The following is a 19,572-nucleotide window of genomic DNA, read 5'->3' as shown; positions in this document are numbered from 1 at the left end:
CGCCGGCCGGAGTCGGTGATGACTATCTCTGGACGTTGGCTGTCGTCGTCGTCCAAATCCTGCAGGGACTCGCATGCTGACCCAGGGACCGGCGGCCCCCCAAGGACCTATTTGGTCGCTGAAATGACAGCCCCGCACGGCCCAGAATCCGCAATCAGGTTTGTCCTACCAACTAGTTGACGTTGAATACCCGACCCTCTAGAGTTGGCCATACAAACTAGTTTGAGGAGATTACGATGGACCGGACGCAACTCAAGGCGGCGGCAGCGAACTACACCTACTTGCGAGGGCTCTTCTTCATACCGTTAGGCGCGCTCCCAATCATCAGCGCGCTGGGGAACACGGGTTGGGGCCCGCTGCAGTACCCCCTGGTTTTCTTAGGCGTCGTGGCGCTAGTAGGGATCGTGTGCGTCCCGATCAACAACTTCTACAACAAGCACTACGGCAAGCTTCGCCCCTCTGCCGGACAGCAGGCACGTGCCGCGGTCGCGGTTGTCCTTGCAATCGTGGTAGTCGTGGGAGGTTCTACCCTGCTGCGCAGCCAAGCGAGCTGGTCCCTGAACCTCCCGGTTAACGCGACCGCGGTGACCCTGTCCGCAGCCATTGTTCTCTCCTACGCCGCCGGCCGCGTCCTCAAGGCCCACCACCTGATCATCTGGGTGACCGTCCTGATGGCGGGAGCGATCCCCCTATGGGACGGTCCGGATCCGAGCAACATCGGCCTCGCGATCGTAGGGGTGGCCCTGATGCTGAACGGCATCCTGGACCACCTGCTCTTCGTTCGCACCTTCGGAGCGCCCGCGGCCATCGAAGTCAAAGACGGCAATGCCTGAGCCTAAGCCCGCCCCGGTGTTCGACCGGCTAGTTCACGAACCCGGCCGGCTGGCAATCCTCACCGTCCTCTCCTCGGTGACCGATGCCGACTTTATCTTCCTGCAGCGGGCGACGGGGCTGAGCAAAGGCAACTTATCCAGTCACCTCACCAAGCTCGAGGAAGCCGGACTGGTGAAGATCGAGAAACGGTTCGTGCGGAAGAAGCCCAACACCAACATCGCCCTGACCGAGGAAGGCCGGACACGGATCGCACGGCACTGGGAACAGCTCGACCAACTCATGCGCCTCTCAAAGCCCTCGTCATGACCGGGCGCGGAACCCGCCACAACTAGGCCCCCGCCCTGCCTGGACCAACCCATAGGTAATCAACGTATGTGAGTGCTCGGGTCTGCGAGCGGATTGGAGAGCTTCGATGGCAATAACAGCGGAGCAGCTGAACGACGTGGTCACTGCAGCGGCAACGAAAGCTGCTCGATACGCCGGCGTCGTGGTCGCCGCCTTCACGGGCACCGACACGGTGGTACAGGGCTGGGGCACCACCGGCCACGGCAACCCGCCGCCGAGCGCCGAGACAGTCTTCCAGATCGGATCGATCACAAAGGTATTCACCGCGCTTGCCCTGGCCGATGCCGTGGTACGCGGCGAGCTGTCACTGGACACACCGCTCGGTGAATACCTCCCCGGAACTAAGCAGCCGGGTACGGTTGCGGACATCTCCTTGGCGCATTTGGCCACGCACACCTCCGGGCTGCCGCGGCTTCCCGCCGGCCTCCGCCGGAAGGCCCTGCGCAACCCGCTGGACCCCTACCGGGAATTCGGAACCGAGGACCTGCTCGCTGCGCTGGCCGCCTGCAGGCTGCGCTCAGCGCCGGGGAGCAGGGTTCGGTACTCGAACTTCGGCGCCGGCCTGCTTGGTGAAGCCCTGAGCCGGCAAGCCGGGCTGCCCTATGACCGCGTTATTGCGGAGCGGATCACCGGCCCGCTAGGCATGTCCGAGACCGTGGTGCGTCTGCGACCGGACCAGCTCGAGCGCCGGGCCGTTGGCCACAACGTCCGACGTCAGCCCGTGCCGGACTGGGATCTAGGCGGCATGCCCGGCGCGGGAGCACTGTACTCCACGGCCCATGACTTGCTGATCTTCGCGCGCGCACACCTCTACCCTGAGACGACCCCGCTCGCCGACGCGCTGCGCCTGGTCCAGCCACCGCGGGCCAAGGCCAACCGATGGGTCAGCGTCGGGCTGGGCTGGCATACAGTGCGGGTGCGGGGAACCAGGCACACCGCCCTGTGGCACAACGGCGGGACCGGTGGCTTCAGCTCTCACCTGTCAATACTGCCGCACGCAGACGCGGGTGTCGTGGTCCTGGCCAACTGCTCCCGGTTGGTGGACCCCATAGGGTTCCGAGTGATCGAGCAGCTTGCTAAGGCGATGCCGTCCAAGTAGCTTTGGTGTCCCCTTGCGGGGCGCCCCTTCCGGGCCGAAAATGTGCGTGCGGTCGGCTGTCCAGCACGGGTGCCACCGCGATGACTGCCCCGAAGGTTTCCGGGGCCATGAGCGCCGACGTGGCCACCACGGGTCCGCCGTGCGAGGCCCCCACGGCCACGAGAATTCAGGCTTGGTCCACCCTGCGCTCCAGGCCGCGGTCCGTTGCCACGACCATGGTCCCTGTAGCGGGGTCGTAGGCGTCTCCGTGACCGTCGTCAGAGATCCTGCCCATCACCTCACCTCGCAGTTGGGGGCAGTGCACCCCCACGTTCAGGATCCGCTCGAGCGACAGGGACTCGATGCCGCACGGGGCCCGTCGGGCGTTTCCGACACCACGACTCCGGGCCCGCCTACGCAGGTGCGGACGCGGCGTGAGCGCGGGCCACCGCCGGCGGCCAGATCCACCACAGTGAGCAGATCACTCCAGGGTTCCCATAACCGGCCGAGACCAGTTGTCACCGCAATGTAGCGCCCGGCGGGGTCGCAGGCGAGGTGCTGGCCAGGGATAGCAACGGAGATCCGGTGCTGGACAGGATGCCCGCAAGGAGCAGAGCCTCCGAAAGGAGTGCCTGTGTCGAGGGGGTCCGCGATGATCACGGTTCCGCCGGCATCGTCCACAAACGCGCACCACCCGCCGCCTAAGGGCAGGATCCCGGCGTGTTCGGCGAGGACCACGTCCTCGATCAGTCCCACCCTGGCCCCGGCCCCGGTGTCAGGGAACTGGACCGTTCCGGCCTTCTGGTCTGCAACTACAAGAATTTCGCGTGGCATGGCACCTCTCCAACAAACATTTGAGAATGATTCTCACGAATTGTAGTGTGGCGGTATCACCACACGGCAGCGATCAAACACCGATTGACAAGGAGACCACCCATGGAGAACGCCAAGGTCCTGATTGAAGTTGAAGTGACCGAGCAGCTGGCACACCTGTCGGCAACGCAATCGAACGCCCTGGTCGAAAACCCGTTCGACTAGTCACTAAGCCAGGGGGGCGGGCGCGCCGGCATGTCCGCCCCCTTAATCCGCCCGCATTCACCGCACCCCCGGAAAGGGAGCCAATGCACAGCCATACAATCGACGCTTTCGACGTGACCGGGCGCACCACGGTCCGTTCAGGGGACGGTGTTCTCCTGCGCTGGCGCACCACACCGCGGCGGGGCCGGGGGACTTCACCCTCGCCCCACCGCCGCACATGCAGTCCGCCGTGATGATCAACGGAGCTTGTCCCAACAGTGGGACGGCGTTTGCAGGCATCTTCGCCAGTGCCTGGTCCGGGGAGGAACCGGGGCCCATGGACCACCCGGGCCCCCGGCAAAACAGCTGGGAAGGACCGAGCCATTGGGGCATCCCGCTTGGCGACGACCGTGTTCTTGGACGCGGGCCCGGACGGGTCCCGGCGCTGGCGATGCTCCACACCCTCTGGTGGAGCGGTCAGTTCCATGCCGATCCTGCCACCGGACTGCCGGGGACCATCCGGCAGCGCGCGGTCCCCTCGGCAGGGGCCTGCTATCCCGTTCAGCTCCATGTGCTGTGCGGGGCCGGCTGCGCTGTCCCGCCCGGCGCCTACGCCTTCGACGCCGACCGCGGCCTGCTGGCGCGCCGGGGCGACACCGGCATGGCAGACAGTGCTGCGGGAGGCACCACTGGCACAGCGACGGGCGCCGTCGTCGTGTTCACCGCACTGCCGCAGGGACACTACCCACCCTCGAACACCTGGCCGCAGGCGCCGGCGCAGCACCATCGCGCTGCGCGAACCGCCGGCCGCGCAGCCTCGCCCCCGCGGCCCGCTGGATCGAGGACTACCGCCCCGGTTTACTTGGCGGAAGTCTGCCGTTCCATGGCTTTCCGGGGGTGACGGCCAGCCAGCTCGCGCGGCGGCGGAGCGCCGCCGTCGGGCGTCCTTCGTCCGCCACGGGGATCCCGGCGCGGGAACCGGCCGGGCTACTGCTGGAACAGGCGCTGGCGACTCTTCCGCTCAAGAAAGCCGCATCCTGCCGAGTCCTTCCGCTGGACCACGCTCTACTGCAGGACCCACTGCTCGCCGATCAGTGCGCAGGCCAGCAGTGGATCCGGAACCTGAACGGCATGCTGCTGTTCCAGACGTCCGCGCCGCCGGACCCCACGGGGATGTGGTGGGCCGCATCACTCTCCGCCCACATCCTCTACACCGCTCTCGCGGCCGACGCGCCGCTGCACTTCCGCCCCATCGGCGGCTGGACCGGCACACAGGGCGGCTGGACCACCCTGCACGGGCTCGGATTCACCGCCGACACCCCACCAGAAAGGACCCCACGTGCTGGTCAATAGCAGACTCCTGGCCATGACCGGCGGTCACCGGGGCAGGCTCGCCGCGGTCACGGCCGTACTGTGCGCCATCACCGCGAGCTACTGGCTCCAGGCCTGGTTCCTGGCACAGGCCCTCGGCGGACTGGTGCAGTCGATCCGCAGTGCGAAGCCCGGTTTGCAGCTGGGTGCCGTGCCGTACCTCTCAGCGGTGCTGGCGTGCGGGGTGGTCCGCCTTCTCCTGCAGCAGCTCCACAGCCGCCTGGCGAGTTCCCTGGGGGCCGCCGTCCGGCTTGACCTGCGGCGCAGCCTGGCCCGAGAGCTGTTGCGGCCGGAACGGTTGAGCGACGCCTCCGAACGCGGCGGTGCGCGGCGGCTGGCGCTCAGTGAGGGCGTGGACGGAGTTGACAGCTATATCACCCAGTACATTCCGCACGCCTTCCAGCTCCAGCTCCTGTGTCCGCTGCTGCTGGCCGGTCTGGCATGGCTGAACCCGCTGCTTGCCGGGGCCCTGGCCATGGCCGTGATCCTCGCGGTGGGCGCTCCCCGGCTCTGGGGCAAGCTGCTGGCCAGCCGCGGGAAACAGCACTGGGACTCATATGAGGCACTCAGCGCCGACTTCCTCGAAGCTCTCCAGGGCATGCGGACCCTGAAGATCCTGGACGCCGTACCCCGCGTCCGGAAGAAGCTGAAGGGCCGCTCGGATGAGTTGCACCGTGCCACCGTCGCCACCATGCGCACATCCCTGGCAGACACCGCACTGGCGGACTTCGGCATCCAGGCAGGGCTGCTGGCAGCCGCCGCGCTCACCGCACTGGCCGCCGTCGGGGCCGGGCCGCTGCCTGCCGTGCAGGACCCGGGCCTGACATATTTCGCTTTGCTGCTGTCCTCGGAGGTGTTCCGTCCCGTCCGTGACCTCGCCCGGCAATGGCATGCCGGGTATTTGGGTCTGTCGGCGCTCGGCAGCATCGACGCAGCGCGCGGTCCAACCACAGATGACCGCGACGGCGCGGTCACGATTAAGCGCCAGGAAGCGGCCGCCGTCGCGGTTCCGGCCACCCACCGTCCCGAGACGCTGATCCTTGACTCCGTCTCCTTCCGCTACGCCGACGACGCCGACTGGGTCCTCCGCGACGCCTCGGCGCGGATCCGGCGGGGCGGTATCACTGCCCTGGCCGGGGTCTCGGGCGCCGGAAAGAGCACACTGTTCGATGTCATCCTGGGCTTCCTGGAGGCCGAGGGGAACCGGATGCTGGACGGACGGGCCTTGCAGCCGGGTGACGTCAGCGTGGTCTCCCAGCGCAGCTACCTGTTTCCCGGGAGCATCCGGGCAAATCTGCTGGTTGTGGCGCCGCATGCCACGGACAGTGACCTCCTTCAGTCGCTGGGTCAGGCGGGGCTGGGCCACGAGCTGCGTACCTGGCGCGAGGGCCTGGACACCGTCCTGGGCGAAGCCGGCGGGTCTGTGTCCGGCGGCCAACTCCAACGGCTCGCCATCGCCCGCGCCCTGCTGGCCGATCGGCCCGTGCTGCTCCTCGATGAACCCACCTCGGCGCTGAACGCCGGTCTCGCCGCCGAAGTCATGGACGGGCTGCGCGAACAGGCCCGGGAAAAGATCGTCCTCATGATCGCCCACCGCCCCGAGGTCTTGGCCGCTGCGGACACCGTGCTCCGGCTCGAGGGCGGCGTCTTGCGCGAATCAATCCCCGGGGACCCGGCATCCCCCGGAAACCTGCTCGAAGGAGCCCCACAGTGAGCGCCACAGCCCCGAACTTTCTGCGAAGGTCACCTCTTCTTGCCCTGGTTCCGCACATGGCCGACGAGTGGGCGGGCGTGGCCTGGACCGCCGTCGTCGGCATCCTGAACAACCTGGCGCTGATCGCGCTGGCCGTCATCGGATCGTATGTGGTGGCGCTGGCTGTGGTCCTGGGAGAGCTCGCCCAGCCGGGATGGTGGCTCGGCGGTGCCATGGCCGTGCTGCTGCGAGCCGTTCTGACCTGGCACGAGATGGACCTCTCGCACAGCATTGCCTACCGGATCCTGGCGGCGCTGCGGATGGCGTTGTTCGATGGCTTTTCCCGGGGCGTGCCGGCCCGGAAACGCGGGCAGCACACCGGCAAGCTCGCCGCGACAGCCATGGGCGACGTCGAAAAGCTGGAGTTTTTCTATGCGCACACCGTGGCCCAGCTGGCGGGCGCAGCCCTGCTCCTACTTGGCGGCTTCGCCGTGCTGCTGACCGTCGGACCCGCCCTGGCCTGGGCCCTCCTGCTGGGGGTCACAGCGTTGGTCGCAGTCACGATCCCCGGCCTGCGGAAAGGATCCGTCCTGGGTGCCCGGGTGCAGCAGGCCAAGTCCGAACTGTCCGTCCTCGCCGTGGACCTGCTGGCGGGCACGCGTGAGATCCTCGGATTCGGGTTGCAAGAACATGCGCAACGCCAGCTAGCGGACCGCACCCGGGCCGTGGACGCCGTGCAACAACGGCTCAACGCGGTACTCGCACTGGCGGGCTCGCTCCGTGAGCTGTGCGTTCTCGGGACCGTGGTGGCCGTGTTCCTGACCGCTGTGTCCCAGCCCGCGCCGGATCCTGTCTGGCTTCCTGCCCTCGTGGCCGGCACCCTGACCCTGCTGGCACCCGTGGCCGAAGGCGTGGCCACGGTGACCCAACTGCAGCCGCACCGCGCCAGCGCCCAGCGAGTCATGGAAGGGATCCGCCTGCCGTCCGAGACCCCCGTCGCGGGCACAGCGGCAACCGTCGAAGCGGACGGTCCCCTGGGCGTTCAGGTGCAGGACGTGGCGTTCACGTACGACGGCGGCGCGGCAGCATTACGCCCCGTCTCCCTGTCGGTGGCACCCGGGGAACACCTGGGGATCAGCGGCCGGTCAGGGGCAGGGAAGTCGACCTTGGCCCGGCTACTGCTGCGGCTGTGGGCACCCGATGCCGGAAGCATCTCCCTGGTCTCACGTGCCGGGAAGTCCGTGGACGCCTGGGCCGTGAACGAATCCGGATTCCGGCGCCTGGTAACGCTCGTGGAGCAGGACGCCCGCGTCTTCCACGGCACCGTCTTGGAGAACATGCGTCTGGCCGCGCCGGAGGCACAGGAAGTGGAGGTGCTCGCGGCGCTGAACCGGTCGGGGCTGCCATTGCTGGGTGAGCGCTGGACCGAGGGCGTGCACACAATGATCGGCGAAGAGGGCATGAGCCTGTCCGGCGGGGAGCGGGCGCGCTTCTGCCTGGCCCGGGCGCTGCTGCTCCAGCCCAAGGTGCTGGTGCTGGATGAAATAACCGCGAGCCTGGACGCGGCATCGGAGCAAGCCCTGATGGAAGCCGTGGCCGGGCTGTCCGGTCTGACTACAGTGGTCACGATCTCGCACCGGGAATCCACGCTGGCAGCATGCGACCGCCAGCTGGGGCTGGACGACTAATTGCGCCAGCAGGAATCGCCCGCCACTGCATGCAGTGACGGGACTCCGGCGTGCGCCAGAGCCCCGTCACTGCCGGATCTCAGTGTTCGTCGTAGTGGCCTTCGTGTTCGGCGTGCTTGTGGCCGTCGTGGACGTAGTCCACATGGTCGCCGTGCTGGACCGCTTCGTGCGTGCAGTCCGGTCCGCCGTGCTGGTGCTCGGCGAGGGTATGTTCTGCCTTGACTTCCTCGGTCATGATGTTCTCCTTCGCGGGCGCCGGAGCGAGAGCGGCGCCTAGCTTTCCTGGCTGTGAGCGATGGCGTCTTGGATGACGCGGGCCACATGGTCATCGGTCAGGGCGTAGATGGTTTCGCGCCCTGACTTTGTCGCTGTGACCAGATTGATCCCCCTGAACAGGCGCAGGTGCTGGGAGACCAAGGGTTGGGACAACTTTGTTGCCCCAGCCAGGGCACTCACCGACGAGGCTTCGTGGGCGAGCACGGCAGGATGCGAAGGCGAAAAACGCAGAAAGAGCACGAATCAACGTTGCCGCCCCCGAGAGGGAATCCGCACCAGCCATCACACGCAACACATAAGCATTTTCTTGTGGGTTTGGCAACAGTTTTTCGCGTAATCGCCCGGGAACTGAAGAGAGCCTCGGCCGGAAATTTCCGGCCGAGGCTCTTCAGCAGGTCTCTGCTGCCGTTGGACGCTTAGAAGGCGTCCGGGTGCAGCGCCTTGGCGATCTGCTCCACGGCGCGGATATTGCCCCAGGTGCCGGGCATGACGTCGTCGGAATCGATGGCCACCATCCGGCCGTTCTTCACCGCGGCCACCTCGGGGAACTTCTCCCGCAGGAACGCTCGGGTGGCATCCTCGTGAGCCTTATCCAAGGTGGTGAAAACGATGACCTCCGGGCCCTTTTGAACCAGCGTTTCCGGGGAGATGACGGCCGAGAAGAACTTGGCGAACGCCGGGTCCGAAGGGCTGAAGACGTTCTTGCCGCCCGCGGTCTTGATCATGTCGTACTCAATGCCGGCGCCGATCGCGGCCATCGTATTGCCCTCCACAAACAGCTCGACGACGCTCGGCTGCTCCTTTCCTGCCACGGCCTTCTCCACACGGGACAACGCCTCGGCGGCTTCCCCGCGGACAGCCTTGGCCTGCTCTCCGGCGCCGAACACGGCCCCGATGTTCTCGATGTCCGTCAGCAGGTCCTTCACCTCTGCGCTGCTGCGCCGCTCCGTGCATCCGGCGGTGGCGATGTACGATTCTGCGCCGGCCTGCTTAAGCTGCTCAATGCTGGCGAAACCCTGCTCCGCGGTGAACTCATATCCCGTGGGCGCGTAGACGAAGTCCGGGCTTACGCCCAGCAGGACTTCCCTCGACGGCGGCATCTGATCGCTCAGTTGCTTGACCTCGCCGCTGGCCTTCAGCTCCGGCACCAGTTTGCCGCCCTTCGTCTGGGCTTCGGCCACTACCTTGTCGGCCAGGCCCAGTTTGACCATGAGCTCCGACTGCCCCGGCGTCATGGACACGGCACGCTGCGGCACAGTCCCGAAGGACAGGGTGCGTCCGCAGTTCTGGATGGTCGCTGCGTCCTTGCCGGGCAGTTCGGTGGCCGCGGTGGACGTGACAGCCTGGCCACAGCCTGCCAGCAGAGTGCTGCCCAGGGTTAGGGAGCCGAGCAGTGCCGCGGTTTTGCGCGGGATGATGCGTTTATTCATGGCTTGCCTCCGGTGTTGGTGGTTCAGCGTTGGTGGGTTCAGCGGGATGCGGCGGAAGGTGCCGCGGGAATCTTCGACGGCGGTGCCACGGCGATCAGCGCCCGTCCGGTCAGGGGGTGGACGAGTTTCCTGGAGTCCACCCCGAAGGTGCTCCGGATGAGGCCTTCGTCCAGGACGTCGTCGGGCCGACCGAACGCCTGCAGCCGGCCTGCCTTCAGCACGGCCACGTGGTCACAGAACTCGGCCGCCAGGTTGATGTCGTGAAGCGCCGCCAGAACGGTCAGGCCTCGTCCGCTCACCAACTGCATGAGCTCGAGCTGGAAGGAAATGTCCAGATGGTTGGTGGGTTCATCGAGCACCAGCACAGGTGATTCCTGCACCAGCGCCCGGGCCAGCAGGATACGTTGCTTCTCCCCGCCGGAAAGCCCCGCAAAGTAGCGATGCCCCAGGGCGGAGGCCCCGACGTCGTGCAGTGCTTCCTTCACCAGCCCGAGGTCCCGGGCCGAGTCGGCGCCAAAGCCGCGCTGGTGCGGCACCCGGCCGAGCATCACCACCTCACGGGCAGTCATCGGGAATTCCTGGCTGGATTCCTGTGCCATCACGGCGATGCGCAGGGCCGCGTCCCGGGCACTGAGCCGCCGGACATCCTCGCCGTCCACCCGCACGGTCCCGGCGGAAGGCTTGTTGACCCGGTACAGGGTGCGCAGGAGCGTTGATTTGCCGCAGCCGTTCGGGCCAAGGAGGCCCAGGACCGAGCCGGACGGGACCTCCAGGCTGACGTGATGGACGATCGGTGTACCGCCAAGGGAGATACTGACATCGTCGAAGGTGACCTTCACCGGTTCACCCCTGCCCGGTTCGCTCCGCTGCCGCGCATCAGCCAGAGGAAGAACGGAGCCCCGACGGCGGCCGTCAGGATGCCGATGGGGATCTCGGCCGGCTGAGCCACCGTACGGGCGAGCAGATCCGCGAACATCAGGAACAGGGCTCCGCCGAAGATGGTAACCGGCAGCATCCGCCGGTGGTCCGAACCGACTGCCATCCGCGCGGCGTGCGGGACCACCAGGCCCACAAAGCCGATCCCGCCGCACACGGCCACGGTAGTCGCGGTCAGCAGGGCCGTGGCGAGCAGCAGTGTGCGGCGCATCGCCTGGACGTTGACGCCCAGGGCCGTCGCGGTCTCGTCCCCGGCCAGCAGCGCATTCAGTGCGCGGGATCGCAGCATGGCGTAAACGGAGATGGCGAGCAGGCTGAGTCCAGGCAGCAGCAACTGCGGGTAGGTGGCCGCTGAGACGCTGCCGAGCAGGAAGAAGAGCACGCTGTACACGTTCTGAGCATCGGTGGTGATAGTCAGAAAGTTCGTGACGGCGGAGAGCAGCGAACCGAGCGCCACACCCGCCAGGATCAAGCGGGAGGGGGCGATGACCCCGCCCTGCTTCGCGAGCAGGTAGACCAGGACCGTGGCGCCGGCCGCCCCGGCAAAAGCGGCAGCATTGAGGCCGATGCCCGCGACAGCGGTGGAACCGGCAACGATCGCCAGCACCGCGCCGACGCCTGCTCCGGCCGAAACGCCCAGGATGTAGGGCTCAGCGAGTGGGTTCCGTACGTTCGCCTGCAACAGAGCGCCGGCCAGCGCGAGGCTGGCCCCGGCGGTTCCGGCCAGCAGCGCCCGGGGAAGCCGGAAGTTCCACACGGCCTGGTCCTGCGCCACGGACACCGAGCCGTCAACCATCCACGGCATCCCGGGGACGAGGTGGCCGGTCACGATTTGCCAGGACTCCCCCATAGTCGTTTCCAGCGGTCCCGTGCTGCCGGAAACCACCAGGACAAGCACGACGCCGATCAGCAGCACGGGAACCAGACAGCGTTCCAGAAAACGTAGTTTCCCCCGGAACTGCAGCCCCGCCGGGCCAGTTGTGGAGCGGGCAGGAGGGGTTCGAGAGGCAAGTTCAGAGGCATGAGGAGATCCAGTCACGCCCTGCATCGTATCCCAAATGAGAATGACTTGCATTTAGGCCTACGGTATCCGCGATACGGACACCGGCAAATCCTGCCATCCGACCGGCGCCGGCGGCGTCCGGGCATTCACCCTCGGCGACGACGAGGTGGAACTGGCTCTGCATTGCTAATGCGAACAATTCTCATTATGATGGGGGTATGCATCTAACCGTTGTCAGCTCCCTCGACGTCTTATGCCGCCAACAGGCTTGCGAGGCCCTGGCTGCCGAGCACCCTGCGGCCGTCGCGGTTCTCCACGACCTCCTGGAAAACGGTGTGGTCATCCGCCGTGTCTTCGGCCGGTCCGGGCCGGTCGAGCGGGAAGAAACCCTCCTGGAACACGGCTGCCTGAGCTGCACGGTGCGCCTGGATGTGGTTCCCACGATCGAGCGACTGCTGGCCCTGGGCGAGGACCACATCATCATCGGCCTCCCGCCAGCGGTCCCCGCATCAACGGCCGTCAACGCCCTGAAGCGCGGACTCGCGCACCGTTTCACCATCGATTCAGTCGTGCTGGCTTGTGCACCGGACGCCCTCGAGGACCACATCTGGGACCACCACACCGTGTTTGAGTCCGGGTTCACCGCCGTCCCCGATGACCAGCGGACCCCCGGGGAATTCCTGATTGGCGAACTCGCGTTCAGCGACACTGTCCTTCTGGCCGACCCCGACCTGGTTCCGGTGGATCCGCGCGGACGCGCCCGCGGCGTGCAACTGCTTGGGCAACTGGCCCCGCACGCCGTCATCACCGGGAATGCCTCCGACATCCGCCCGGGCCGGCACGACTACGCGGAGGCAACGGCCAGGTCAGTCCCCGGCGCTGTGCGGGTCCCCGCCGGGCCGTCCGCTTCCCCGTTCAGCACCGTCACCCGGCGGGTCGAGCGTCCGCTCCATCCCGAGCGGTTCCGCCACGCACTGGCCACCTTGGCGCAGGGATGCTGCTGGCTCCGCGGCCGGCTGTGGATAGCGGCGGCCCCAGAATGCCGGATCGCCGTCCAGGGCATCGGACCGCGCGTCTGGCTGGAGAACACCGGGCCATGGCTGACCAGCCAGACACCCCGTCCCGCGGCGGACTGGACGGACGCCGCCGGCGCGCGACTGGACGGGCGCCCTGACGCTATGGACCGCGGGACCGTCCTCGCGGTCACCGGCGAAGACATCGACGCGGCCGAGATCACCCGGCTGCTCGCAGACTGCGAACTTACCGACGCGGAAATAGCTGCCGGCTTTGCCGGCCTGCACGATCCGTTCGGCCTCACCACAACCCACTGAACCCAACAAAGGAGCAACAAATGAAAGTACGGAACTCGCTACGTGCCCTAAAGAATATGCCGGGAGCACAGGTGGTTCGCCGCCGCGGCAGAACCTTCGTCATTAACAAGAAAAACCCCCGCATGAAAGCCCGCCAGGGCTGACGTCCACGGCCGTCAATCGGCCGAAAACCCCCATGACACCGTTGACTGGCGGCCCGGCCTGAACTCGAGCCCGAAGCCGACCTCGAACTAGTGAACGTGTGAACGCTGGATTCTCCGCCTGGAATGTCAACCGGAACTCGACCCGACGAACGCGTCCTCAACCGGACAGAAAAGGTGTCTGCCATGCAACGCAAGAAGGTCACGCCGACTACCGGTCCTGGAGCCGACGGTCCCCTCGTTGCGCTGTGTGAAGGCCACCGGTGCGATGCGCTCCACCGGCTCGCCGACGCTCAAAACGGTGCTGATCGGTTGCGGTCGACAATCGCGGCCAGTCGAGGCGCGGTACTCGTCTCCACCCAATGTCTGGGTGCCTGCGCCAGCGGGTCTGTCGCTGCGGTGGCCCGTCGCGACGGAGCTACTGGAGTGACCGGACCGTCCGTATGGCTGGGTGGCGTGGATCAGCCAGCGGTCCTCGACGTTCTCCTAGGTTGGATCGAATCCGGCGGCACAGCCGGTAGCGCTGAACCGGCCGACACGCTGCCACTCGCGCTGCAGAACGCTGTTATCGGGGTTGGCAACCCGATCCGTGCGCACAGCCCCAAGCGCTGACCCCGTGCCGGGCACGGTAGGCACCACCGCCACGCGACTTTGTATTTTAGAACGTCGGGTAAGCGTCGGCTGGACCCAAAATCAGGTAAAAGGAAGCCCTCCAACTCAACGTTTCCGCAGGTCAGAAGGCTTTTGCAGTGGAGCTAAGGAGATTCGAACTCCTGACCTCTTCTCAGAGGACAGTGCCTTTCATTGGTTGCCAAGAGCTTGCGTCGCCTAGATTATCCGCGGAATCTAGCCGTTTTTTGCACCAAGGCCGATCTATGACATATCAACCTTTTTCATCATTTCCGTGGGGTAAACGTGTGGCGGACAGCGACTTGGATCGACGAAGCACGAGTCTTCGGGAGGGAACCGCATCTCCGAACTTCTCCGTCCGCCGTCACCACCGAAGGTCCACCTTCTTATTCAAACTTCTGATCCCCAAGACATTCGCCTCGGCTGACTGAGGTAGGCATCCTAGAGGTTCATCCATGACGACTCACATCCCGCTTCCTGCCGGGGGCGATGGGGTGCTCCACGAGCCAGCTGCCGGCAACCTGGCAACTGATAGCGGATACTACGTCAACCTGAGTAAGTCGCTGTCAAGGCCTCTAGGTTTTCCGGCTCGAGAACATGTTCAATAGCCATGATGCCCGCCCCGATGACCCCGGCGTCGGCCCCGGTACGGGCTTGAACGATTGAAAGGTGTTGGGTAGCCAGAGGGGTGGAGCGTGAATAGACAACTTCCCGCATCCCCGCGATGAGCTGTTCACTCGCTTCAGCCATCGAGCCGCCGATAACAATAAGGGACGGGTTGAGGATGCTAACGCACATGTTGAGGACCTCACCTATATCCCTCCCCGCCTGGCGCACAGTCTGGCTCGCCAGGAGGTTTCCTTTCCGGACCAGGGCAACCACATCACTGTCGCGCTCAAGCTCTACGCCCTCAGCCCTCAGAGCCGCCGCTATAGCCGGCCGTCCGGCAATGGCTTCCAAGCACCCGATATTGCCGCACCGGCAGGCGATGCCTGCCGCCCGCCCGATTGCAATGTGCCCAACATCGCCTGCAGAGCCGTCGGCACCGCGCTGCAGCTGTCCGCTGCTGATGATTCCGGAGCCGATGCCCGTGGCGACTTTGAGGAAAATTATGTTGTCGGACTCCGGCCACGCCACGGCTCGCTCGCCGAGAGCCATGATGTTGACGTCGTTATCCACTAGGACAGCCACGTCGTAGCTGCGCTGGACATAGCGAGGAACGTCGAATCCGTTCCAACCCGGCATGATCGGGGGCTGCGAGGGTTTCCCGGAAGAATGCTCCACCGGACCGGGAAGCCCGATGCCTACAGCGACGACATCGCTCTTTTTCCGCCCGAGCCCTACCGCCTGTGAATCGATTGTTGCCGTGAGCCATTCGAGCACCGGCTCGGGTCCCGCGGCGATTTGGATCTCCTCAGTGACTTTGGTCAAGGTATTTCCGGCGAGATCCATAATTGCCACCGTGCCGTGGGTTGCACCGATATCCGCTGCGGCAACCACCCGCGCGGTAGGGTTGAACGCCACCAGGGCCGACGGCCTGCCGCCGGTGGAGGCCGCGTCACCGACTGGGGCAATGAAACCGGTCTTCATCAGTTCGTCAATCCGCGACGTGATGGTGGAGCGTGCAAAACCAGTAGCTGCCGACAATTCAGAACGCGTGCGCGGCTTGCCGTCCCTCAGTATCTGGAAGAGCTCGCTCGCACCGAATCCGGGCGCATGCTTTAAGCCTTTCGTGCTTGGAGACTGGCCGTCTCCGTCGGTCAAGGTCCGCGTCAAGGTCATCAAGGCCCTTTACTGCTAGGGCTCCGCGCGGCAGCGGGAGCGGTCGTTGTCGTTGAATCCTCATGACCCGGGCTTACCGTTGCTTGAGTTCCTTCAATAATTAGATCAAAGTTGACAGACGCCGTGCAGCACCGATGAGCTTTGATGTTTCGGGCCCTTCGAAGTACCCGGCCCCACCTGACATGTGTCACGACGCCGGCCCCCGATCTCTTACTTGGTCAGGCCGTTGTAGGCACTGCGCACGTAGGCGTCGGAGGCCCTGAGTTCCTGGCCAATCTTCTCCAGGCTCCAGCCGTGGGTTCCGTGGCACTTTATGCTGGCTGCTCCTTGGTAGCCGGCCCGCTGAAGCTCTGACAGCAGGAACCGGTGGTCCAGGGTCCCTTCTGGTGAAGGGAGCTGCTTTTCGCCGGGACCGAAATTCAGGCCGTCCACGCCGTTGCGGTAGGAGCGGTCCACGTCCCAGATGTAGTAGTAGTAGAGCCTCTTGCGCTCGGTCAGGAAGGCGATGACTTCGCTGATGGTCTCCTGCATGACCCACATGTGCGGGGGCGCCAGGCAAACCCCCAGGTAGGGATCGTCGATGTCGCGGATGAGGCGCTTGATCTGGGCGAACGTGTCCACGCCTTCATCCCACCGTTTGTCTTCGTTGCCGCCCGCTTCGAAATCGGCCGAAAAGGGAACCGTGAGGTGGTTTTCAACCGCGATGCGCACGCCTGCCTTGGCGCCTGCTTCCACTATCGGCGGCAGGAAGGTTCCGACATAGTCGGGGTAGTTGGCTTCGCAGTCGAAGATGACGGTATCGATCCCCAGATCGGCCGCAAACTGGACCCGCTCCAGGATCTCGTCCTGATTCTTTCCGTAAACCGTGAGACCGCACGCCTGCATGCCGTACTTCGCCAAGAGGTCGCGGATCTTTCCGGGGTCATCGCCCGGATTGACGTGGTGGGCCAAGGGCGCGGCCGAAGACCAGAGATTCACCTCAGTGAATCCGATGTCCGCCAGGTCTCTGACGGCATCTTCGAGTGACATGTCGTGGTACGGGAGGATCTCTGCGGTGTAGCGGAACATGCTGCTTGTCCTTTTCTTAGATATCGACGCTGAAGCTTGCGGTGTCACTTCCAGACGAACACGGCTTTTTCGGTCTCGCGCCGATCGAAGGCTCCGAAAGCCTGCTCGGCGTCTTCCAGGGAATATTCGTGACTGATGATGGCTTCGACGTCTACTTTGTTGTCATCGACAAAGCGCAGGATCTCCTGCCACTCGCCTAGGGGGAAGTACCAACCGCCGACCACGGTGAGGAGCTTGCGGATGACCTGGTCGCTGGGGTTGATTTGCGTGGCACGGGATTCGCCGACGAACGCTACGCTTCCCAGCTTCGCCGCCGAGTCCAGAGCGGTGTTCTGGCCCGCGGGGTTGCCGGAGCAATCAATGGCGACTTCGACGCCGCGGCCATTGGTCAGCCCGAGAATCGCTTCCATGGCGTCAGCGTCTTTGCTGTTGACGACACTGTCCGCGCCCAACGCCCGGGCCTGCTCCAAGCGCTCGTCGAGAATGTCGACTGCGATCACGCGGGCACCGAAGGCTTTTGCTACAAGAACAGCGGCCGAGCCCATCGGGCCCAGGCCAATGACGGCGACTGTCTTGTTGCCGCTAACTGCCATCTTTTTCTGTACGTGGTACTGGCTGCCGATCATGTCGGTCATCACGGCGCCGGCCTTGAAACTGAAGTGCTCCGGCAACGGCAGGGCGTTCCTCGCCGCAATGGTGAAGTATTCGGCATCCCCGCCCGCAAAATCGAACCCGAAGCATTTCCATTCAGGGCAGAGCATGGAATAGCCCTGCCCGCAGTACTCGCAGTGGCCACACCCGACGGCAAGGTGAGCGGCGACGCGGTCGCCGACCTGCACGCCCCTGACTGCGCTTCCGACTGCCACCACGACCCCTGCTGCCTCGTGGCCCGGTACGACATCCCCGGCGTCCGCGGTGCCCCCGCCGACGATCGGGTTGCCGTAGTAGAGGCTCATATCGCTTCGGCAGATGGCGGAGGCCTTGGTCTCCACCAGGACTTCGTGGGGTTCCGGCTCCGGCCGTTCCCGATCGGCGACAAGGACCTTCTTGTCCCCGGGAAGAATTACTGCACGCATCGTCGCGACTCCTTCTTTTTGATCTTGCTCTCTGGTGAGCGGCGCCGAACGAAACTATGGCGGCGGGGCATAGGCCGGGAGGCCCACGCTTCTCATCATCAGGTTGAATCCCTGTACGAGTATGACACCGGACACACGACCTATGTCAATACGCAGACAAAAGTATGCTCGCAAACAATCAATAGTTGCCGGTAGGAGGCAAAGCCCCGTGCGCGATGGCGCAGACTGCGGCCCTTGGCCCTCAGCTCAACCCATAGCAAAGGTTGCTAATGCCCGGGGGCAATCGGAAGTCAGATCCTTACCTGCAACTTTTGCTTGACCAAATGCAAAAGTACTCCTACTCTGTTGTGAGGCGGATCACCGCCAATGATCACTGGAACGGCGCCTGCTGCGGTTAGAGACAGGCACCGAAAACGAAAGACAGGCCCATGCTCAAATCTCAGAGTCGAGTGTCAAAATCCCGCTTGGTGGCGGGGCTGGGCGTCGCGGTGACGGCCGCCCTGTTCGCAACAGGCTGCACGGCCAACTCCCCCGCTCCCAACGTCAGCGCCGCGAAGCCGGCCGAGCTGAGGATGCTGTACACAACGGACGAGGCAAATAGCGCCGCTGTGGCGTCGCTGGTCCCGCAGTTCAAGGAGAAACTGGGAATCGACCTCAAGATCGACAACCAGCCCTATGACGCCCTCCAGCAGAAGGTTTTCTCCGAGTTCGCATCCAGCAGCAGCTACTACGACATCGTTGTTGTCGACACTCCGTGGGCGCCTGCCCTGGTCCAGAACCTGGAACCGCTGACCCCCTACCTGCAGAACAAGGATCTGAACAAGGCGGTGGCTGATTCCAACGTCGGCGACTTCATCCCCAAGGTTTTCTACGACACAGCCGTCTATAATGCCGAGTCGCCGCTCAAGCGATACCCGGAAGAAACGGCCAAACCGGACCCCTCGGCGATCAAGAGCGCCGGATTCGACATTTACGGGCTTCCGATCCAGTCAAACGTCGCCATCATGGGATACCGCAGCGATCTTTTCAACGATCCTCAGCAGCAGGCAAACTTCAAGGCCAAGTACGGCAAGGACCTGAAGGTTCCGACAACGTGGGAAGAGTACGCCCAGGTGGCCGAGTTCTTTACCCAGCCGGACAAGAACCTCTACGGCACGACCGTAATGGCGGGCGTCGGAGACTGGGCTACCGATGATTTCAAAACCCTGCTGGCTTCCTTCGGCGGAGACGGCACACTGGTAGACCAGGACCTGAAGCTTGCCTTCAACACTCCGGAGGGCCTCGAGGCGCTCAGCTACTACGCGAAGCTTGCCCAGAGTGGCCATGTACCGCCGGGCAGCACCTCTGCCGACTGGGGAACCACCGCGGAGTCGTTTGACAGTGGACTTACCGCGATGACGATCAACTACCACGACCTCAAGCTGGCGGACAATGTCAAGGGCGGCACCATCGGGTACGCCCCGGTGCCCACGGCCGAAGCAGCGGGCCCGCACTTCGGAACCTGGATGCTGAGCGTGAACAAGAATTCCAAGAACAAGGAATGGGCCTACCAGGCGATCAGCTGGCTTACGGCTGCTGAACAGCAGACAGCGATGACTGCAAAGGCACTGCACCCGAGCCGCGCATCAGTGTTCGCGTCGATCAAGAGCGACAACCCGATGGCGCCCTTCTACGAGACGCTCGGCAAGTCCCTTGAAGTTGGCGTCGGGCGCGCACGCTTGAGCAACTACACGGAAGTCAGCCACGAAGTAGCTGTCGCCGTGAACAACGCGGCAACCGGTTCTTCCTCGCCCCAGGACGCCTTGAAGACAGCGGGCGACAAGGTGTCGACCCTCCTCAAGTCAGCCGGTTACTGACGTGTCGCTCGCGTCACC

The 19,572-nt window shown here is 65.0% G+C and carries 21 protein-coding genes; 11 read left to right on the top strand and 10 right to left on the bottom strand.

Annotated features, from left to right (window positions below):
• Positions 1–236: 236 nt before the first annotated feature.
• The 3 genes from AC50X6_RS13175 (at position 237) to AC50X6_RS13165 (ending at position 2,278) form a co-directional block, all read left to right on the top strand.
• On the top strand, positions 237–833 hold the full coding sequence (locus AC50X6_RS13175; protein ID WP_494966656.1) for a hypothetical protein: 597 nt from the start codon (positions 237–239) through the stop codon (positions 831–833).
• Positions 826–1,140, top strand: coding sequence for a winged helix-turn-helix domain-containing protein (locus tag AC50X6_RS13170; protein WP_494966655.1), 315 nt, complete (start codon positions 826–828; stop codon positions 1,138–1,140). The genes AC50X6_RS13175 and AC50X6_RS13170 overlap by 8 nt, the downstream gene beginning before the upstream one ends.
• A gap of 106 nt (positions 1,141–1,246) precedes the next feature.
• On the top strand, positions 1,247–2,278 hold the full coding sequence (locus AC50X6_RS13165; protein WP_494966654.1) for a serine hydrolase domain-containing protein: 1,032 nt from the start codon (positions 1,247–1,249) through the stop codon (positions 2,276–2,278).
• Here the strand turns inward: AC50X6_RS13165 and AC50X6_RS13160 are convergent.
• On the bottom strand, positions 2,256–2,432 hold the full coding sequence (locus tag AC50X6_RS13160; protein ID WP_494966653.1) for a prolyl oligopeptidase family serine peptidase: 177 nt from the start codon (positions 2,430–2,432) through the stop codon (positions 2,256–2,258). The two genes, AC50X6_RS13165 and AC50X6_RS13160, sit on opposite strands and share 23 nt — an antisense overlap.
• Before the next feature lie 158 nt (positions 2,433–2,590).
• Positions 2,591–3,091 (bottom strand): hypothetical protein, encoded by a 501-nt coding sequence (locus AC50X6_RS13155; protein WP_494966652.1) that lies wholly within the window; start codon positions 3,089–3,091, stop codon positions 2,591–2,593.
• A gap of 102 nt (positions 3,092–3,193) precedes the next feature.
• Between AC50X6_RS13155 and amiA the strand changes: the two genes are divergently transcribed.
• The 5 genes from amiA to AC50X6_RS13130 all read left to right on the top strand — a co-directional run bounded on the left by amiA (position 3,194) and on the right by AC50X6_RS13130 (position 8,026).
• Positions 3,194–3,295, top strand: coding sequence for a streptamidine family RiPP (gene amiA, locus AC50X6_RS13150; RefSeq protein ID WP_494966651.1), 102 nt, complete (start codon positions 3,194–3,196; stop codon positions 3,293–3,295).
• Positions 3,296–3,611: 316 nt separating this feature from the next.
• Positions 3,612–4,175, top strand: a complete 564-nt coding sequence (locus AC50X6_RS13145) for a hypothetical protein (RefSeq protein ID WP_494966650.1) — start codon at positions 3,612–3,614, stop codon at positions 4,173–4,175.
• Positions 4,172–4,627, top strand: a complete 456-nt coding sequence (locus AC50X6_RS13140) for a hypothetical protein (protein ID WP_494966649.1) — start codon at positions 4,172–4,174, stop codon at positions 4,625–4,627. The genes AC50X6_RS13145 and AC50X6_RS13140 overlap by 4 nt, the downstream gene beginning before the upstream one ends.
• The gene (locus AC50X6_RS13135) at positions 4,614–6,359 is read left to right on the top strand and encodes an ABC transporter ATP-binding protein/permease (RefSeq protein WP_494966648.1); all 1,746 of its coding nucleotides are present in this window, start codon (positions 4,614–4,616) and stop codon (positions 6,357–6,359) included. The genes AC50X6_RS13140 and AC50X6_RS13135 overlap by 14 nt, the downstream gene beginning before the upstream one ends.
• The gene (locus tag AC50X6_RS13130; protein ID WP_494966647.1) at positions 6,356–8,026 is read left to right on the top strand and encodes an amino acid ABC transporter ATP-binding/permease protein; all 1,671 of its coding nucleotides are present in this window, start codon (positions 6,356–6,358) and stop codon (positions 8,024–8,026) included. Before AC50X6_RS13135 ends, AC50X6_RS13130 begins: the two co-directional genes overlap by 4 nt.
• Positions 8,027–8,105: 79 nt before the next feature.
• On the opposite strand, the gene AC50X6_RS13125 is transcribed toward AC50X6_RS13130, so the two are convergent.
• The 5 genes from AC50X6_RS13125 to AC50X6_RS13105 all read right to left on the bottom strand — a co-directional run bounded on the left by AC50X6_RS13125 (position 8,106) and on the right by AC50X6_RS13105 (position 11,707).
• On the bottom strand, positions 8,106–8,261 hold the full coding sequence (locus AC50X6_RS13125; RefSeq protein WP_326967997.1) for a zinc transporter permease: 156 nt from the start codon (positions 8,259–8,261) through the stop codon (positions 8,106–8,108).
• A 38-nt stretch (positions 8,262–8,299) separates the two neighbouring features.
• Positions 8,300–8,542 carry an ArsR/SmtB family transcription factor gene (locus AC50X6_RS13120; RefSeq protein ID WP_494966646.1) on the bottom strand — a complete coding sequence of 81 codons (243 nt, stop codon included), beginning with the start codon at positions 8,540–8,542 and terminating at the stop codon, positions 8,300–8,302.
• Positions 8,543–8,718: 176 nt separating this feature from the next.
• Entirely contained in the window at positions 8,719–9,732 is a 1,014-nt protein-coding gene (locus tag AC50X6_RS13115; RefSeq protein ID WP_494966645.1) for an ABC transporter substrate-binding protein, read from the bottom strand.
• 38 nt (positions 9,733–9,770) lie between these two features.
• Positions 9,771–10,571, bottom strand: coding sequence for an ABC transporter ATP-binding protein (locus AC50X6_RS13110; protein WP_494966644.1), 801 nt, complete (start codon positions 10,569–10,571; stop codon positions 9,771–9,773).
• A complete protein-coding gene (locus AC50X6_RS13105; RefSeq protein WP_494966643.1) occupies positions 10,568–11,707 on the bottom strand; it encodes a FecCD family ABC transporter permease in 1,140 nt (379 codons plus the stop codon). Before AC50X6_RS13105 ends, AC50X6_RS13110 begins: the two co-directional genes overlap by 4 nt.
• A gap of 182 nt (positions 11,708–11,889) precedes the next feature.
• Here AC50X6_RS13105 and AC50X6_RS13100 point away from each other — a divergent pair, with 182 nt between their 5' ends.
• Positions 11,890–13,002 (top strand): GTP-binding protein, encoded by a 1,113-nt coding sequence (locus tag AC50X6_RS13100; protein WP_494966642.1) that lies wholly within the window; start codon positions 11,890–11,892, stop codon positions 13,000–13,002.
• 20 nt (positions 13,003–13,022) lie between these two features.
• On the top strand, positions 13,023–13,145 hold the full coding sequence (gene ykgO, locus AC50X6_RS13095) for a type B 50S ribosomal protein L36 (RefSeq protein ID WP_283536582.1): 123 nt from the start codon (positions 13,023–13,025) through the stop codon (positions 13,143–13,145).
• Between the two features lie 1,173 nt (positions 13,146–14,318).
• Here the strand turns inward: ykgO and AC50X6_RS13090 are convergent.
• The 3 genes from AC50X6_RS13090 to AC50X6_RS13080 form a co-directional block, all read right to left on the bottom strand.
• On the bottom strand, positions 14,319–15,554 hold the full coding sequence (locus AC50X6_RS13090) for an ROK family transcriptional regulator (protein WP_494966641.1): 1,236 nt from the start codon (positions 15,552–15,554) through the stop codon (positions 14,319–14,321).
• A gap of 210 nt (positions 15,555–15,764) precedes the next feature.
• Positions 15,765–16,622 carry a sugar phosphate isomerase/epimerase family protein gene (locus tag AC50X6_RS13085; RefSeq protein ID WP_494966640.1) on the bottom strand — a complete coding sequence of 286 codons (858 nt, stop codon included), beginning with the start codon at positions 16,620–16,622 and terminating at the stop codon, positions 15,765–15,767.
• Between the two features lie 44 nt (positions 16,623–16,666).
• Complete coding sequence (locus AC50X6_RS13080) at positions 16,667–17,698, bottom strand: zinc-binding dehydrogenase (RefSeq protein ID WP_494966639.1); 1,032 nt, start codon at positions 17,696–17,698, stop codon at positions 16,667–16,669.
• Between the two features lie 449 nt (positions 17,699–18,147).
• Between AC50X6_RS13080 and AC50X6_RS13075 the strand changes: the two genes are divergently transcribed.
• Positions 18,148–19,554, top strand: a complete 1,407-nt coding sequence (locus AC50X6_RS13075; RefSeq protein WP_494966638.1) for an ABC transporter substrate-binding protein — start codon at positions 18,148–18,150, stop codon at positions 19,552–19,554.
• The last annotated feature ends 18 nt before the right edge of the window (positions 19,555–19,572 follow it).

This window comes from Pseudarthrobacter sp. HLT1-7 (assembly GCF_059383435.1).
This window is presented reverse-complemented; position numbering and strand designations above follow the sequence as displayed.